The organism is bacterium (genome assembly GCA_030655055.1).
Taxonomy (GTDB): domain Bacteria; phylum Edwardsbacteria; class AC1; order AC1; family EtOH8; genus UBA5202.
The window spans coordinates 1-16,891 of record JAURWH010000220.1 but is presented as its reverse complement, the minus strand read 5'-3'; the positions used below and the strand labels follow the sequence as shown (position 1 = coordinate 16,891).

General features: G+C 53.4%; 17 protein-coding genes. 13 read left to right on the top strand and 4 right to left on the bottom strand.

Features of this window, described 5'->3' with window-relative positions; translation table 11 throughout:
- Positions 1–3 precede the first annotated feature (3 nt).
- Both Q7U71_10285 and Q7U71_10280 read right to left on the bottom strand, forming a co-directional pair.
- Positions 4–837 (bottom strand): metal ABC transporter permease, encoded by an 834-nt coding sequence (locus tag Q7U71_10285; protein MDO9392145.1) that lies wholly within the window; start codon positions 835–837, stop codon positions 4–6.
- Positions 834–1,664 carry a metal ABC transporter ATP-binding protein gene (locus Q7U71_10280; GenBank protein ID MDO9392144.1) on the bottom strand — a complete coding sequence of 277 codons (831 nt, stop codon included), beginning with the start codon at positions 1,662–1,664 and terminating at the stop codon, positions 834–836. Before Q7U71_10280 ends, Q7U71_10285 begins: the two co-directional genes overlap by 4 nt.
- Positions 1,665–1,764: 100 nt before the next feature.
- Between Q7U71_10280 and Q7U71_10275 the strand changes: the two genes are divergently transcribed.
- The gene (locus tag Q7U71_10275) at positions 1,765–1,950 is read left to right on the top strand and encodes a hypothetical protein (protein ID MDO9392143.1); all 186 of its coding nucleotides are present in this window, start codon (positions 1,765–1,767) and stop codon (positions 1,948–1,950) included.
- Between the two features lie 145 nt (positions 1,951–2,095).
- Here the strand turns inward: Q7U71_10275 and Q7U71_10270 are convergent, their stop codons facing one another.
- Both Q7U71_10270 and Q7U71_10265 read right to left on the bottom strand, forming a co-directional pair.
- Entirely contained in the window at positions 2,096–5,179 is a 3,084-nt protein-coding gene (locus Q7U71_10270) for an efflux RND transporter permease subunit (protein ID MDO9392142.1), read from the bottom strand.
- Positions 5,180–5,236: 57 nt separating this feature from the next.
- Entirely contained in the window at positions 5,237–6,103 is an 867-nt protein-coding gene (locus Q7U71_10265) for an efflux RND transporter periplasmic adaptor subunit (GenBank protein MDO9392141.1), read from the bottom strand.
- Positions 6,104–6,284: 181 nt separating this feature from the next.
- On the opposite strand from Q7U71_10265, the gene Q7U71_10260 reads away from it, so the two are divergent.
- The 12 genes from Q7U71_10260 (at position 6,285) to Q7U71_10205 (ending at position 16,641) form a co-directional block, all read left to right on the top strand.
- Positions 6,285–7,598, top strand: coding sequence for a bifunctional UDP-3-O-[3-hydroxymyristoyl] N-acetylglucosamine deacetylase/3-hydroxyacyl-ACP dehydratase (locus Q7U71_10260; GenBank protein ID MDO9392140.1), 1,314 nt, complete (start codon positions 6,285–6,287; stop codon positions 7,596–7,598).
- A gap of 111 nt (positions 7,599–7,709) precedes the next feature.
- Positions 7,710–8,315, top strand: a complete 606-nt coding sequence (locus Q7U71_10255; GenBank protein MDO9392139.1) for a hypothetical protein — start codon at positions 7,710–7,712, stop codon at positions 8,313–8,315.
- Between the two features lie 178 nt (positions 8,316–8,493).
- Positions 8,494–9,309 carry a serine/threonine-protein kinase gene (locus Q7U71_10250; protein ID MDO9392138.1) on the top strand — a complete coding sequence of 272 codons (816 nt, stop codon included), beginning with the start codon at positions 8,494–8,496 and terminating at the stop codon, positions 9,307–9,309.
- Positions 9,306–10,088: a protein phosphatase 2C domain-containing protein gene (locus Q7U71_10245; GenBank protein ID MDO9392137.1), complete on the top strand. Its 783-nt coding sequence runs from the start codon at positions 9,306–9,308 to the stop codon at positions 10,086–10,088. Before Q7U71_10250 ends, Q7U71_10245 begins: the two co-directional genes overlap by 4 nt.
- Positions 10,089–10,565: 477 nt before the next feature.
- A complete protein-coding gene (locus tag Q7U71_10240; GenBank protein MDO9392136.1) occupies positions 10,566–10,916 on the top strand; it encodes a helix-turn-helix transcriptional regulator in 351 nt (116 codons plus the stop codon).
- Positions 10,917–10,968: 52 nt separating this feature from the next.
- The gene (locus tag Q7U71_10235) at positions 10,969–11,334 is read left to right on the top strand and encodes a four helix bundle protein (protein ID MDO9392135.1); all 366 of its coding nucleotides are present in this window, start codon (positions 10,969–10,971) and stop codon (positions 11,332–11,334) included.
- A 109-nt stretch (positions 11,335–11,443) separates the two neighbouring features.
- Positions 11,444–12,220 carry an acyl-ACP--UDP-N-acetylglucosamine O-acyltransferase gene (gene lpxA / locus Q7U71_10230; GenBank protein MDO9392134.1) on the top strand — a complete coding sequence of 259 codons (777 nt, stop codon included), beginning with the start codon at positions 11,444–11,446 and terminating at the stop codon, positions 12,218–12,220.
- 94 nt (positions 12,221–12,314) lie between these two features.
- A complete protein-coding gene (locus Q7U71_10225) occupies positions 12,315–13,088 on the top strand; it encodes an AMP nucleosidase (protein MDO9392133.1) in 774 nt (257 codons plus the stop codon).
- Positions 13,089–13,206: 118 nt separating this feature from the next.
- The gene (locus Q7U71_10220) at positions 13,207–14,484 is read left to right on the top strand and encodes a nodulation protein NfeD (protein MDO9392132.1); all 1,278 of its coding nucleotides are present in this window, start codon (positions 13,207–13,209) and stop codon (positions 14,482–14,484) included.
- A 57-nt stretch (positions 14,485–14,541) separates the two neighbouring features.
- Complete coding sequence (locus Q7U71_10215) at positions 14,542–15,303, top strand: slipin family protein (protein MDO9392131.1); 762 nt, start codon at positions 14,542–14,544, stop codon at positions 15,301–15,303.
- Between the two features lie 84 nt (positions 15,304–15,387).
- Positions 15,388–16,296, top strand: coding sequence for a hypothetical protein (locus Q7U71_10210; GenBank protein MDO9392130.1), 909 nt, complete (start codon positions 15,388–15,390; stop codon positions 16,294–16,296).
- A complete protein-coding gene (locus Q7U71_10205; GenBank protein MDO9392129.1) occupies positions 16,297–16,641 on the top strand; it encodes an MGMT family protein in 345 nt (114 codons plus the stop codon). It begins immediately after the preceding gene.
- The last annotated feature ends 250 nt before the right edge of the window (positions 16,642–16,891 follow it).

The following is a 16,891-nucleotide window of genomic DNA, read 5'->3' as shown; positions in this document are numbered from 1 at the left end:
TTTTTATTTCCTTTTAAACACCAGGGTCGCCAGATAGATCGCCATGGCCGCCAGCACCATGGTGGCCCCGGAGGCGGTGGCCCAGTAGTACGAGGCGATCAGCCCTGTCAGCGCGGCCGCCAGGCCGAAGCCCGCCGCAAGCCACAGGTACTGCCTCATGTTGCCGGCCAGGTTGCGGGCGGACGCGGCCGGCAGTATCAGCAGGGCGTTGATCACCAGCAGGCCCACCCACTGGATGGCCACGGTCACCACCAGGGCGGTCATCACCGAGAAGGCCGCCTCGGCCAGCCCGGTGTTGATCCGGCGGCTTTTGGCCAGCGAGGGGCTGAGGCTCAGCAGCATTATCTGGTTGAAATAGAACACCCAGAATCCGGCCACCGCCGCCAGCAGTACCAGCAGTTTGGCGATGTCGGCCGGGCCCACGCTCAGGATGTCCCCGATCAGGTACTGGGAATACCGGCTGAACCCGCCCCTCCGGGACAGGATCACTATGCCCAAAGCCACGGCAAAGGACATGATCAGCCCGATCACGGTGTCGGCCGAGGCCTTGGTGCGCTGCCTTAAGAAGCTGAAGGACAGGGCCAGCAGGGCGGAGAAGATCAGCATGGCCCACAGCGGGTCGCCCAGCCCCAGCAGCGCGCCGATGGCCACCCCGGTAAGGGCGGCATGCCCGACGGCGTCGGAGAAGAAGGCCATCTGCCGGCTGATGACCATGGTGCCCAGCACCCCCAAAAGCAGCGAGGCCAGCAGGGCCGCAAGCAAAGCGTTCTGCATGAAGGCGAATTTTGCCCATTCAAAGGGCAGCAGCCCTATCATTTGCTGCCAGAAGTTCATCATGGCTTCACCTCCAGCTCGCAGGCGATGCAGTCATGGGGAACACTTTCGGGAGTTTCCGGGACCGCCTGCTTCAACTCCGGTTTCAGCCGCCCGAAGATCTGCTGGACCAGGGGATGACCCAGCACCTGGGCCGGCGAGCCCTGGGCGATTATTCTTTTATTCAGGAATATCATCCGGTCGGCAAACCCTGCCACCGCCGCCAGGTCGTGGGTGACCAGGATGATGGATAGATGGTAGCGTTTCCGAAGCTGCGAGACCATTTCGTAGAAGGCGTCCACCCCGGCCATGTCCACCCCGGAGACCGGCTCGTCCAACAGCAGCAGGTCGGGCAGCGGGGTCAAGGCCAAAGCCAGCATCACCCGCTGCAGTTCGCCGCCGGAAAGCTGTCCCAGCTTGCGGTTAAGCAGGTGCCCGGCCCCGGCCGTGTCCAGCGCCTCCTCTACAATATTACGCTGGTCGCGAGACAGGCCCATCCAGGCCGGGCGTTTTTGCAGGGCCGCGCCGAACAGGTCGGCCACCGTCAGCGGGGCCGAGGGGTCGAACTCCAGCCGCTGGGGCACATAGCCGATGAAGGGCTTGTCGGGACGCTTTTTGCCGGAATCCAGGAAATGGACGTGTCCGGCATGGGGGACCTCGCCCAGAATGGTCCTGAGCAAAGTGCTCTTGCCGGCGCCGTTGGGTCCGACGATGGCGGTCAGCTGGCCGCAGTGCAGGTGCAGGTTGATGTCCTCCAGCACCACGTTATTGCCCAGCTTGACGCCCACCCGCACCAGCTTGGTGCAGCAGGAGCCGCAGGAGGAAGGTAATGTCTGTCTGGTATCGTTCATCGAGTTGTCTGCTAAATTATATTTGGGGTAACTATGACTTGTTCCGGAAAAGTAGAAGGAATATGGCTGGTTAGGTAAAAATACAGATATTGGCTCATATATGTTCTTTTTCTTTTTTGTTCCGCCAACTAAGAAAAAGAACCAAAAAGAAAAAAGCTCGTCGCAAAGAACCATCCGGGCGCTGCGCTTCTCGCTGACGGCGGGCTTGTCTGAACTCGGTCTTTTGCCAAGCCCTCAAACAGGCGCAGACAAGCTATTAACCGCCATCAACTGCGATGCTCACTGATGGTTCTTAACGCGACAACCGGGGTTGGTACCTATTGTTCTCCATGTCTCCTGAGCTGATGGAATAATCATTTGCTCAAGTATTAATATTTAAATCATGCTGCTCCTGTCTGCTCCGGAAAAACCTCATGTTATAATGACCAGGCTCAGTTTCCCTCCCCCGCCCGGGACGGCAGGCAGGCCTTGTTGAACCGGCACATCAGGTCGTCAAACAAAGTGTAGACCACCGGCACCAGGATCAGCGAAACCAGCAGACTGTATGACAGCCCTCCCATCACCGCGTTGGCCAGGGGCGAAAGGGCCTCGCCCCCGCCGCCGATATCCAGGGCCAGGAACAGCATGCCCAGGATGGTGGTCAGGGTGGTCATCAGGATCGGCCGGAACCGGACCCGGACCGATTCTATGATGGAGCTGTTGCGCTCCCGGCCCCGGCGGCGGTTTTCGATTATGAAGTCCAGCAGGATGATGCCGTTGTTGACCACTATCCCGCCCAGCATGATGATCCCCAGGAATGACGGAAGGTTAAGGGCCTGTCCCGAGACCAGCAGGCCGGCCACCGCCCCCGGAAAGGAGAAGGGGATGGACAGGGTGATGATGAAGGGGATGATGAAGCTGTTGAACTGGACGCCGATCACTATGTAAACCAGGAACACAGATATCAGCAGGGCGATACCCAGGGTCCCGAAACTTTGGGCGATGGCCTTCTGGGCCCCGCGCTTTTCGGCCTGGTATTCCCGGGGCAGGTTCAGGCCGGAAATTATCCGGTCCAGCCGGGCCGTCAGTTTTCGCTTGCTGGCGCCGGGAGCGAACTCCCCGGTAACGCTGGCGGTGCGGCGCTGGTTGATGCGGTTGATCTCGGCCGGAGACTCGCCCTCCCGGAATGTGCCCAGGGCCTTAAGGGGAACCGTCCCGCTGAAGGGGGTGGCCACGGGATAGCCCTCCATCTGGGCCAGCCCGGCGGTCTCGGCTCCCAGGAAGGAGACCTCCAGGTCTATGTCCAGGTCGCCCTGCCGCAGGGTGGTGGCCACCTGGCCGCTTTTGCCGGCCCGCAGCAGCTGGGCCAGGATCAGGGGGTTCAGCCCGGCCGCGCTCAGCTTCTGACGGTCCGGAATGAAGACATAGGCCGGCAGTCCCCGCTGCAGGTTGCTTTTGATGTTGACCATCCCCGGCTCGGCCCGCAGGGCCCGGGCCAGCCTGTCGCCCAGCATCCTCAGGGTGTCCAGATCCTGCCCGATGATGCTGACGTCCACATCGTTGCGGTCGACCCCGGCGGTGGCGTCTATTATCCGCACCAGCGAGGCGGCCCCGGGAAGATCGCTGAGCCGTCTCCTGGTCTGGGACATCAGCTCCAGGGTGGGCCGGGTGCGGTCGGTGAAGACGTTGATCACGGCGTGATAGGGCTGGACCGCCCCGAACAGCGGGTCCTCGCCCACTATTGTGGATACCGCCCTGACCGAGGGCTGGGCCGACAGCCATGATTCCAGTTTCTGCACCTGGCCGTCGGTGTAGCCTACCGGCGTGCCCAGGGGATAGTCCAAAGTTACCTGGAATTGGCCCTGGTCGGAGTTGGGCAAAAGCCCGGTGGGCAGGAGCCCGGCCAGCAGCAAAGCCAGGACAGCGGCCAGGACGAAACCAGACACCGTGGTCCAGCGGTGGGCCAGCGCCCAGCTTAAAAGTTTGACCAGCTTTTCCCTAAAAGCCTGCTCGGCCTGCTGGAACCACTGCGAGAACAGGCTGGGCTTGTATTCTATTCTGATCAGGAAATATGAAAGCACCGGGACCAGGGTCACGGCCACGATTATGGAAAGGGCCAGGGCAAAGACCACCACCAGCGAAAGCTCTCCCAGCAGCACCTGGGCCAGGCCCTGGGTAAAGGCCAGGGGCAGAAAGACCACGATGGTGGTCAGGGTGGAGGCGCTGATGGCCAGGGCCACCTGGCGGGTCGAGGCCACCGCCACCTCCAGCCGGCTGCCCGGCAGGTCGCCCTCCTTCAAATGGCGGAAGGTGTTTTCCATCACCACGATGGCCGCATCCACCACCATCCCCACCGCCAGCCCCAGCCCGCCCAGCGAGATGGTGTTCCAGGACAGGTTGAAGACCCTCATCAAAAGAAAGGTGACCACCACCGTCACCGGGATGGACAGGGCTATCACCAGGGTGTTGCGGATGCTGCCCAGGAATAGGAATATCACCACCACCGCCAGCAGCGCCCCCAGCAGCAGGGACAGGGCCACGCTGTTGATGGCTTCGCCTATCACCACCGACTCGTCGCTGACCACTTCTATCCGGATATCTTCCGGCAGCGAGGACCGGTTCTCCCTGAGCCATTGCTTGACCCCCGAGGCCACCAGGATGGAGTTCCCGCCGGAGGGCTTGCGCACCAGTATCCCCACGGTCTCCCGGCCGTTGAGCCGGGCGAAGCGGGCCTGGGTCTTTTGCAGCAGCGAAACTTTGGCGATGTCACCCAGCCGGACCGGCTTGCCCTGGGCAGTGGACAGGTAAAGGCGGCGGACATCCTCCACCGCCTGGTATTTTCCGGCCAGGCGCAGGGTGAATGAGTTTGCAGCGCCCGAGATGTCCCCGATGGGAAAATCGGTGTTGCCTGAAGCCACCGCCGCCGCCAACTGGCTGAGGTTCAGCCCGGCCTGGCGCAGGGCCAGGGGATCGGCCTCGATCTTGACCACCAGGTCCGCTCCGCCGGTGACCTTGGCGGCGGCCACCCCCTTAAGCCGGGTCAGGGCCGGAGCGATCCTTTTTTCCACCAGCAGTTTCAGCTCGCCCAGTGTCCGGGTTTTGGAAGTGACCGCCAGTTCTATCGGCGGTGCCAGAAAATCGTTGATGGTGATGGTGACCGGCGTCTTGGCTTCGCGGGGCAGGAATGGTTTGGCCTGGTCCAGCTTTTCCTGCAGCTCCCTCTTTTTTTCAGCGATGTCCACCCCGAAGGCGTACGAGACCTGGATCAAAGAAAAACCCTCCCGGCTGGTGGACTGGATCTGGTCCAGGCCGGAGATGCCGGAGATGGCCTCCTCCAGAGGTTTGGTGACCTCGGACTCCACCGACTCCGGACCCGCCCCGGGATAGGCGGTCTGGACAAAAGCCACCGGCACCGAGAACTCGGGATAATACGAGACCGGCAGGCTGGTCACCGCCAGCAGGCCCAGCACCGCCAGCATCCCGAAGATCAGGAAGGTGCCCACGTATCTTTTGATGGCCAGTTCAATGAAATTCATCCCGTCCGCTCCTAAAAAGATGGTGGCCGGGAAAATTTTCCCGGCTTTTCAGAACGCTTACTGCCGGTCAACGATCCTGATCTTTTGTCCGTCGTTCAGTCCCGAGGCCCCTTCAAACACTATTTCCTGGCCTGGGGTCAACCCTTCCACCGTGAAATGATCCGGGGAGCGGGTTGTTATTTTCACCGGGACAAAGTCTGCGGTATTGCCGGACAGGGTAAAGACCCCGTCCCGGCCCAGGCTGTCCCGGACCACCGAGGAACGGGGGACGATCAGCCCCCTGGAAACGCCGGTCACCACGTGTCCCTCCACCGCCTGTCCCGGAAGCAGGGCGTTCTTGTAAAGGCAGATCGAAGCTTCGATGGTCAGCCCGCCGGTGGCCGGGTCCAGCTGGGGCGCCAATTTGGAGACGGTCAGGCCCACCAAGGTATCCTGCCCGCTGCCGGTGATCATCATCCTCTGTCCCGGCCTTATTATTTTTATGTCCTCGCCAAACACCTGCCCCTTAAAGGTAAGGCAGCTCAGGTCCGCCATTTCAAACAGCGGGGTCTGGGGGGTGACCATGGCCCCTGGTTCCACCATTTTACGGAGCACCACTCCGGCCAAAGGGGCCGCCACCGGGCTGGGCTTGAAGTCGCTGCCCGGGGCTTCCTGCCGGACCCGGGCCAGCACCGCGCCTTTCTTTACCCGGTCGCCCTCTCCGGCCAAAACCTCCTGGACCTTGCCCGGCACCAGGGCAAATACCTGGATCTGGCTTTGGGGCCACATTTTGCCGGAAACATCGACCACCGTCGTTATCTCCTTTAGGACGGCTTTGGCCGTGGTCACGGCCGCGGGAAGGGCTTCGGGATCCTTTGGATTTGAACCCCGGCAGCCGGCCAGGAAAGCAGCGGAAGCCAACAGCAAGAAAAAGGTCTTTTTCATTTTTCCCTTAGAATGTTTATGGTGTTTAAAATGTTCTCCTTGCCAGTAAAACCCTGTGATATTTATTGTAATTTACAAACCAGTCTTTGTCAAGCTAATAAATGCTAAAATCATTTGACAACCCCTGAGTTTTGGGGTATTATTGTATTTCACTCAATTCATTTTTTGGAGACGATTCCCCATGCCCAAACTGCAGAAAACAATAGTCAGCGAGGTCCGTTTTTCCGGGGTCGGGGTCCACACCGGCAACATGACCAACCTCACCTTTAAGCCCGCTCCGGCCGATACCGGGATCCGCTTCATCCGCACCGATATTCCCCAGAGCCCGGAGATCCCGGCCCTGATCGAGTACGTGGTGGAGACCGCCCGGGGCACCACTTTGGGCAGGGATTTTAACGGCCAGATGGTGAAGGCCCACACCGTGGAGCACGTGCTGGCGGCCATCGCCTCGCTGGAGATAGACAACATCCGGGTGGAGATGGACAACAACGAGCCGCCCATCGGCGACGGCTCCTCCCGCCCCTTTTTGGACATCCTGAAAAAGGCCGGCACGGTGGAGCTGGACGCCCCCCGGCAGTATTTTGACCTGCCCAAGGTGGTCTCGGTCAACGACGGCAGCGTCCAGCTGGTGGCCAGCCCCAGCAACGAGCTGAGGATCAGCTTTACCATCGACTTTGAGCACCATATCCTGCGCAGCCAGTACGCCTCCTTCCCCATCAGCGGGGAGACCTTTGACAAGGAGCTGGCCGACGCCCGCACCTTCTGCCTGGCCCGGGACGTGGAGCATTTGAGGGCCCAGGGCCTGATCAAGGGCGGCAGCCTGCAGTCGGCGGTGGTGATCGGGGAAAAGGGGATAGAGAACAAGGAGCCCTTGCGCTACCCCGACGAGTTCGTGCGGCACAAGATCCTGGACCTGCTGGGCGACCTGACCCTGCTGGGCCGGCCGCTGCGGGCCCACGTTATCTCCATCAAATCCGGCCACCGCTCCAATGTGAAGCTGGTACAGGAGCTGAAGAAGGTCTACGACGAGGTGGAACGCCAGAAGAAGGGTCCGGTGTTCGACATCAATGCCATCGCCGGGATGCTGCCCCACCGCTATCCCTTTTTGATGGTGGATAGGATCCTGGAACTGGAGGAGGGCAAGCGGGTGGTGGGTCTTAAGAACGTCACCATCAACGAGCCGTTCTTTCAGGGGCATTTCCCGGACCACCCGGTGTTCCCCGGAGTGCTGATAGTGGAGGCCCTGGCCCAGACCGGGGCTTTCATGGTGCTGCACTCGGTGGAGAACTATCACCAGAAACTGCTCTACTTTGCGGCCATCGACAAGGTGCGCTTCCGCAAGCCGGTGATGCCCGGCGACCAGCTGAGGTTCGAGCTGGACCTGGTCTCCTTTAAGCGGGGCATCTGCAAGATGGAGGGCAAGGCCCTGGTGGACGGCCAGGTGGTCTGCGAGGCCGAGCTGACCGCGGCGGTGGTGGACCGGAAAATTAACTGATAAATTATACGTAACCGTTGCACAAATCCTGACGCTGGCGGCGGGTTTGCGCAACGTCTTCGCAAACCCAATAGTTAGGCGATACCGCCACATCGTAAACAGGAGAATAAAATGGCGCACTTGACTGCTTTTGAAAGAAAATTGAACAGACTATTTCTTGAGAGAACTCATACCTTACGATCAAAGCTAGGTCTTAAAAGAGTTGGGCCCAAACCTCAAATAACTAGAAAAAAAATTGATAGAGCTATTGGGGAGCTACAAGATTTGGCTTCAACAATTTTGGTAAAAGGATTAGCTAAAAAGGAGTTTATCGAAAATGCTGGTTCAAAAAAAGGTAGGAAAATAATTGGAAGAGGATGGAAGGAGCAGAAACGCCTGTTTGAAGAATGGTTTACAAAAACGTTTTCAAATCAGAACGAACTCGTTTATGTGTTCTGGAATAACAGAAAATGTATTTACGTTGGGAGAACGGGAAACGGCGGCTCTCGTCCTTCAGCACACTTTATTCAAAAATGGTGCAAAGTAACTCGCGTTGACGTCTATCCAGCCAAAACGAAAAGTCATACGCCTAAGTTAGAATGTCTTGCTGTCCATTTCTTTAAACCGAGCGTGAACAGTTACAAACCATCCGAAAAGAAAGGGGCAAAAAAGTGTCCTCTGTGCGCCATTCACAAGCATATTAAGGCTGATTTAAGGAACATTTTCAAAATAAAATGAGGTGGCATCGCATAACTAACGGGTTTGCGTCTCGCTATGCTCACCCCAATGCCACCAACACTTCGCAAAACCGCAAACGTTATCGGCAACCTTATAAAATAACAGTGAAACAATTAATTAACCTAAAGACTAAAACTAAATACACAATTAAGTTTTATCTTTGTAAAAAGGGAGATATATGGCAACATGGAACATCGTCAATACTATTGACCAAGGAGGCTTCGGCAAAGTGCATGAAGTTAAATCTACAACTGGGCAACAGGGAGCATTAAAAGAACTTAAGAGCTTGCATCAGTCTAATGTTATAAGATTTAAACGTGAAATCGACATTCTACAAAACTTCACTCATAACCACATCATAAAGATTTACGATTCAAACATAAATGGGAATCCTCCTCATACAGGTCCATTCTATGTTATGGAATTTATGGCTGGAGGTTCATTGAAAACAAAAATGTCAAATATGTTTAATATTCAGAAGGGGCTTTTTTCACAAAAATGGACTTTAGATACGGTAATGTTGCCCATAATCGATGCCATTGAATATGCACACTTAAAAGGAACATATCATAGAGATTTAAAACCTGCAAATTTATTATTTACCACAGCACAACATAATCACATTAAAGTTGCAGACTGGGGAATAGGTAAAGATATAAATAGGACATCAATCGGTTTGACTGTAGGTGGAATAGGAACTCCAGGTTATTGTTCGCCAGAACAATGGTTTGCTAATGCTGCAGTTGACGGAAGAACAGATATTTATTCGTTAGGTGTAATATTTTATGAAATGATGACAGGTAAATTGCCACAGGTCTATAATAATGCTGGCCAAAGTTTTAACATTCCTGCCCCATCTTCTCAAAATCACGCTTCAATTTCATCTCAACTTGATAATGCAATTCTGAAAATGATGGCGTACAGCCAGATCAACCGCTATCAAACAATTAGCCAGGTAAAAACGGCAGTAACTGCAATTTATAAATCAATGTGAAACATATAAATAAAAAAATGCAAACGATTATACTTTATACAAAAACTGACATTGGAAAAGAAAGAACGACCAATGAAGACAGCGTCGCTTCTTCGTTTATTAATTCTCAAAGTTTTAGAAATGGAATTAGTTATGGAGTACTTGCTGTTGCTGATGGCATGGGGGGGCACGAAATGGGTGAAGTTGCATCCGAGATTGCAGCAAAAAAATTCATAATTGATGTTGCCGAGAATATTTTGATAAATACAGCAGACAATATAGATATTAAATTTGAAGAGATTTTGTCAAAAGCGGTTGAAACAGCTAATAAAGAAGTTTGGTTAATATCCAAGAACCAATCAAATCGAATAGGCACGACATTAGTAGGAGCGATAATTGCTAATAACTTTGCTTATGTTGTCAATATTGGCGATTCTCGTGCATATTTGAAAAATAAAAAATCAATCATACAAATTACAAAAGACCATTCTGTTGTTCAGGAAATGTTAGATGGTAATATGATTACAAAGGAACAAGCACTAAATCATCCTCGGGAAAACCTTCTTACAAAAGCACTAGGTTTGACAGAGGAAGTTAAACCAGACTTTTTTAAACAAGATTTAAAAGACGCAACGTTATTGCTTTGTACTGACGGTTTGTATCGGATGCTTAACGACAAAGAGATTTCAAAAACCATGAACGGTAACATTTATAAAAGTGCGAATGCCTTGATTTCACTTGCAAACAAACATGGTGGCATTGACAATGTCAGTGTTGCAATAGCAAAATATCATGATTGATTGACACGAAATATCTGTGGGGGAACAGAAAGGCAGCCGATAACAGGCGGTATATTTTATTGCCTTGATAGTGCAGGTTTTAGCGTTTCTGCATCTAATAAACCTTTGTATAACTTGACCGGACAGTGCTTTGAAATCGGCAACAAAAACATACCGCAGCCGTTATCAAATAACAAAGCTTTTGTTTGCCTTTTGACAAGTTGGCAACAAACTGCCATCCGTTCTTTATTTTACGACATGGTAGTTTTATAAATAAGCGACTTACTTCTGTAAATAAGTGGTTTGTTTTTATTAACAAATGACCTGTTTTTGTATTAAATGACCACCTCCTTTTAAACAAGCATATTTATTTTCTAATAAAACGATGGTATTTTGACAACAAACGAGTTTATTTTGCACTTAAGCATGTTTATTCCGTAAAGCAACGATAATTTTTATGTTTTTACCTCCCGCAACCATAAAACAAACGACAGAACCATGCTAACCTTCAACTTTAGCCGCATATTCAAGGCTCGCGGGATAGACAAACCTTTCAGCTATCTGGTAAATCTTGGTTACTCCGGCAATTGTGCCACCAGGATCGTCAACAGCCGCATTGCTTCCCTTAATTTGAAAGCGGTCGAAAGGTTATGTGAGCTGTTGCAATGCACGCCCAACGACTTGTTGGTCTGGACGCCTGACAAGAAAGATTCGAAAGACGAAACCCACCCGTTGATAAGCCTTAAACGGAATGAAACCGTCGTCAACCTGACTAAGATTTTAAATTCGGTCCCGTTGAACAAGTTGAACGAGATTGAAAAGATGATCAACGATAAGATAAAAGAGTGAGCTGCGGCGGGATGTAAATGCCGGAAAAGCAGTAAATGACTGAAAGGTTGTTATGCCCAATAGTTCCCCTAAATTCACCAACCTGTTGGTCTGGCAAAGAGCCCATGCCTTGGTGCTGGAGTTATGCAAAACCACTAAAAGTTTCCCCAAAGACGAGTTATTCAGCTTGACCCCGCAGGTAAGGCGGGCGGCCATGTCCATTGCAGCCAACATAGCCGAGGGTTCCAAGAAAAGCCGCGCAGAATTCCGCCGGTTCCTGACCATTTCCGAAGGTTCCCTGGAAGAGATCAAATATTTTCTGATCCTCAGCAAGGATCTTGGTTATATCACCGGGGAAAAACACGGACAACTGATGACCCAGGCCAATGAGGTCGGGTTTCTTCTGCATCGGCTTCGCCTGAGCCTAAACCAAGCCTGACATTTATATCTTTTACCTCCTTTCCAACCTTTACAACATTTACAACCTTTAGACCCTTTACCACCTCTACATCCTTTACCACCTTTACAACCTTTACTTCATTTAGCCCATGCCTAATCAGATCCATCCCACCGCCATCATCGACCCTACCGCCCGCCTGGGCGGCAACGTCACGGTCGGCCCCTTCACCATCATCGGCCCGGAGTGCGTGCTGGGCGACAACTGCGTCATCGGAGACTCGGTGGCCATCCACAAATGGACCGAGCTGGGCCGGGACTGCCGGGTCTGGCACGGAGCCTCCATCGGCAGCGACACCCAGGACCTTAAATACCGGGGCGCCAGGACCAAGGTGGTCATCGGCGACAAGACCGTGGTGCGGGAGTTCGCCACCATCACCCTTTCCACTATCGAGGGCCAGGTGACGAAAATCGGCAGCAACTGTCTGCTGATGGCCTACTCCCACGTGGCCCACGAGTGCACAGTGGGCGATAATGTGATCCTGGCCAACTCGGCCACTTTGGCCGGGCATACCATAATAGAGGACTTTGCCATCATCGGCGGGCTGACCCCGGTCCACCAGTTCTCCCGGGTGGGCTGCCACACCATCGTGGGCGGGGCCTCGGCTGTTCAGAAGGATGTCCTGCCCTATTCCAAAGCCTTTGGCAACCCATTGAAGATGTTCGGGCTGAACACCCTGGGGCTGTCCCGGCGGGGCTTTACCCAGGAGCAAAGGGACATGATGGAAAAGGCCTACCGCATCATCTTTCGTTCAAACCTGAACACCACCCAGGCCCTGACCCGGATAAAGGAAGAAATGGAGATGACCCCGGAGGTAAAGCACATGGTGGAGTTCATAGAAGCCTCGGAGCGGGGGATCACCAAATAAAGGCAAAAATATGAAAACGAAGGCAGAATAACCCTCTTTGTTTCAGTGTCACTTTGACAAGCGCAGTGCTACGCTCTGTGGCCGGAAGGATAACATGAAGACAAAATTAGACATCGCCCGCAACTGGCTGCCCCGCTACACCGGAATGGAGATCGACCAGTTCGGCGATTACATCCTGCTGACCAACTTCGACGACTACCTGGAAAGGTTCGCCGAGCGCTTCAACTGCGAGATCAAGGGACATGGCCGGCCCATGCAGGCGGCCACCAACAACCAGGGCCTGTCCATAGTCAACATCCGGATGGGCAGCCCCAACATCGCCACCATCATGGACCTGCTGGTGGCCCGGCACCCCAAAGGGGTGCTGTTCCTGGGAAAATGCGGGGGGCTTAAAAAGACCTCCGAGCTGGGGCATTTCATCCTGCCCATCGGGGCCATCCGGGGCGAGGGCACCGGCAATGACTACCTGCCGCCCGAGGTTCCGGCCCTGCCCTCCTTTAAACTGCACAAATTCGTCTCGGATAAATTAAAAAAACGCTGTCTGGAATACCGCACCGGGGTGATCTACACCACCAACCGCCGGGTCTGGGAATGGGACGAACCCTACAAGAAATACCTGAAGAAACTGACGGCCATCGCCATCGACATGGAGACCGCCACCCTGTTCATAGTGGGCCACGCCAACCAGATCGCCCGGGGCGCCCTGCTGCTGGTCTCCGACGTGCCGATGGTGCCCCACGGCATCAAGACCGACCGGAGCGACCGGGAGGTCACCAAGAAATTCAGCAAACTGCATCTGGACATCGGGATCGAGAGCATGACCGAGATCGGCAAGATGGGCGAGAAGATCAAACATTTCCAGTACTGATCCTCATGCCCCTGGTTGAAGAATGAATTTTGAATATTGAATACAGAATAGTTTTGTAATCTCGGCTTTTAGCTGGCATTCTATCTTCAGTATTCAGTGTTCACGAGGAGAGAATATTATGAAGAAATTATTTTTGTTTGTTCTTTCGATAATTTTAGTTAGCGGGATGACTGAAGCCTCCCAGGTTCTGGTCGCCCGGGTGGAGAGCGCCGTCAGCCCGGCCTCGGCCAAGTTCATGGTCCAGGCCGTTGAGCGGGCCCAAAGGGAACAGGCCGAATGCCTGATAATAGAGATGGACACCCCGGGCGGGCTGGACCAGTCCATGCGCCAGGTGATCAAGAGCATCATGGCCTCGACCGTGCCGGTGGTGGTCTTCGTAGCGCCCCAGGGATCGCGGGCGGCCTCGGCCGGGGCCTTCATCACCCTGTCCTCCCACGTGGCGGCCATGGCGCCCGGCACCAGCATCGGGGCGGCCCACCCGGTCTCCATCGGGCAAAGCGGGCAGATGGACAGCACCATGTCCGGCAAGGTCACCAACGACGCCGCGGCCTACATCCGCTCCATCGCCGAAAAACGGGGCCGCAACATCGCCTGGGCCGACTCCGCCGTCCGGCACAGCGTCTCGCTATCCGAGACCGAAGCCTTAAAGCGCGGAGTGATAGACCTGGTGGCCCCCAACACCTCCGCCCTGCTGGATTCTTTGGACGGCCGGCAGATAGTGATGGACCGGGACACTGTGACCCTAAGCACCGGGGCGGCCCGGGTGATCACCATGGAGATGAACTGGCGGGACCGGCTGCTGGCGGTGATCTCCGACCCCAACCTTGCCTACATCTTCTTCATGCTGGGCCTGCTGGGACTGTACTTTGAGTTCTCCAATCCCGGGGCCATACTGCCCGGCGTGGTGGGCGCCATCTCGCTGATCCTGGCCTTCTTCGCCTTTCAGACCCTGTCGGTGAATTATGCCGGAATGCTTTTGATACTGCTTTCCATTGTTCTTTTCATCATAGACGTCAAGGCCGCCACCCACGGCGTCCTGACCACAGGAGGTATTGTATCCATGTTCATGGGATCTGTAATGCTGTTCAACTCGCCGGACCCGGCCATGCGGGCCTCGCTCCAGGTGATCATCCCGGTGGTGCTGGTGACCGCGGCCTTCTTCCTCGTCGGGATCTGGCTGTCCATCAAGACATTAAGGACCAAACCCTTCTCCGGCGACAAGGGCCTGCTGGGCCAGGAGGGCGATGCCCGGACCCTGGTTAATAAAGACGGCGGTAAAGTGTTCGTGGCCGGTACCCACTGGAGCGCCTGGTCGGAGACTGAGATACCGGAAGGCACCAAGATCAAAGTTGTGGAAGTTAAAGGCATGACGCTGAAAGTAACCAATAGCTTATAGCCTATAGCATACAGCTTACAGCTTATCTAATCAACCCAACATAAGGAGGAACCAGCCATGACCGGTACCATAGTTCTGATCATCTTTATCCTGTTCATCGTGCTCAACACCTTCAAGATCCTGCGGGAATACGAGCGGGGCGTGGTCTTTAGGCTGGGCCGCTACGTCGGCACCCGGGGCCCGGGGCTGATCATCCTGATCCCGCTGTTCGAGAAGATGGTCAAGGTGACCCTGCGCACCATCGCCCTGGACGTGCCGGTCCAGGAGGTGATCACCAAGGACAACGTCTCGGTAAAGGTCAACGCCGTGATGTATTTCCAGGTGTTCCAGCCGGACAAAGCCATCATCGCGGTGGAGGACTACATGTACGCCACCAGCCAGATGGGCCAGACCACCCTGCGCTCCATTTTGGGCGAGCACGAGCTGGATGAACTGCTCTCCAACCGGGAGAAGATCAACCAGACCCTGCAGAAGGTGATCGATGAGCGGACCGATCCCTGGGGCATCAAGGTCTCAGCGGTGGAGGTCAAGGACATTGACCTGCCCGAGGGCATGCGCCGGGCCATGGCCAAGCAGGCCGAAGCCGAGCGCGAACGCCGGGCCAAGGTGATCCACGCCGACGGCGAGTTCCAGGCCTCGACCAAGCTGCGGGACGCGGCCATGGTGATGGCGCAGGAACCGGTGACCGTCCAGTTGCGCTATCTGCAGACTTTGACCGAGATCGCGGTGGAGAAGAATTCCACCATAGTCTTCCCGCTGCCAATAGAGTTCATGAAGCTGTTTACCCAGATTTTGGAAAAGAACGAGAAGAAGGCGTAAACAAAAAACATAAGCGGCGGCCAGTGATGGCCGCCGCTTCACAATTATAATTTATATTAAATCAATAATTATTGTAAAAACGTAATGAAACATTTTTATTATCTAATATTGTTTTGCTATGCGTTTTGCACAGCAAATGGTCAGCTTATATCGTTTCAAAGGGGTGATTATATTTGGGTAAAAAACCAAGACAACAACACTGAGCAAATTTTATGTAAAGGGGTTGATCCAGATATTTCACCAGATGGGAAGAAAGTGGCTTTTACAACATATGGGTTAAAAGGTGAGCGAAAAATCAGCATAATAGATATTAAGACTCAAAAAATAACAACTTTAGATTCATTGCCAGGTGATAATAATTATGGACCCAAATGGTCACCGAGTGGTAAATATATATTATATAATCACTATGGCGAGATGAAGTGGTGCATTCAAGTAGTGACACCCTGCGGTGAAAACGAGTTTGATCTGTCAAATAACATAACGAAAAATGTTTATTCCCCAACATGGTATACAGATAAATATATTGTTTGCCATAACCTTGATACGTTGTTTTTAATAAATTTAGAAAATAAATATATTTACGAAAAACCACTTGCTCTTATTGCTGATAACATTGGTGAGTCTAGTGCTTGTGAAATATTGCTATCGAATGATAGTACAAAAATTGTCTATACTGGTTCAATAGCAAACCCGCTTTCAAATGATATTAAGCTTAGTGATGGTCCGAGTACGGCCATATATATACTTGATATAAAAGATAATATAGGTAAACGAATAACGCCCACAGGAATATATGCTTATAAACCGCAGTGGATTTTTAATGGCGATATTATTTTTACTGGTTTTACAGCAAAAGATATTCATAAAAGTATAGGCGATTACCATCCAATTACAAGGCATGTTTATAGATATTTTAGCAAAACAGGCAAATTTAGAAAAATCATCAATAATGCTAGTGATGCTAGTAGTGTAATAATCAACAGCAAGTAGATGTTCAACAAAACTGTCAAATATTCCGAAAAAATAATCTCCCTCATCAAACGCATCCCCCGCGGCAAAGTAGCCTGCTACGGACAGATCGCGGCCCTGGCCGGCAATCCCAGAGGCGCCCGGGCGGTCGTCTGGCTGCTGCATTCCAGCTCGGGCAAGGAAAAGCTTCCCTGGCACCGGGTGATCAACAGCCGGGGAACCATCTCATTACAGCCCGGACAGGGCTGCGAGGAACAGCGGGCCATGCTGGAAAGCGAGGGGGTGGAGTTCAGCCTGCAGGGGAAAATTGACCTGAAGAGATTTCTGTGGCCGGGGCCGGTGGTCAGGCAAGGCCGAAATGAATAGTTGTTAGAAACCAACAATATTTTTCTTTCCAACTCATCCCCTCTGTCCCCTTCTCTTGGATAAATTAGGACAAGCCTGATGTAAGAGAAGGGGAAGCAAAGCATGCACTGAGAAATGCAAGCATTTTACAAACGAAGCGGGGTTGAGTTCAGCGCCTGGACCATTATATCCACATAAACCCCAACTAAAACCAATCAGGAGAAAACATGAAAAAACTATTGCCCGTTCTGTGTTGCGTGATGCTGCTGGT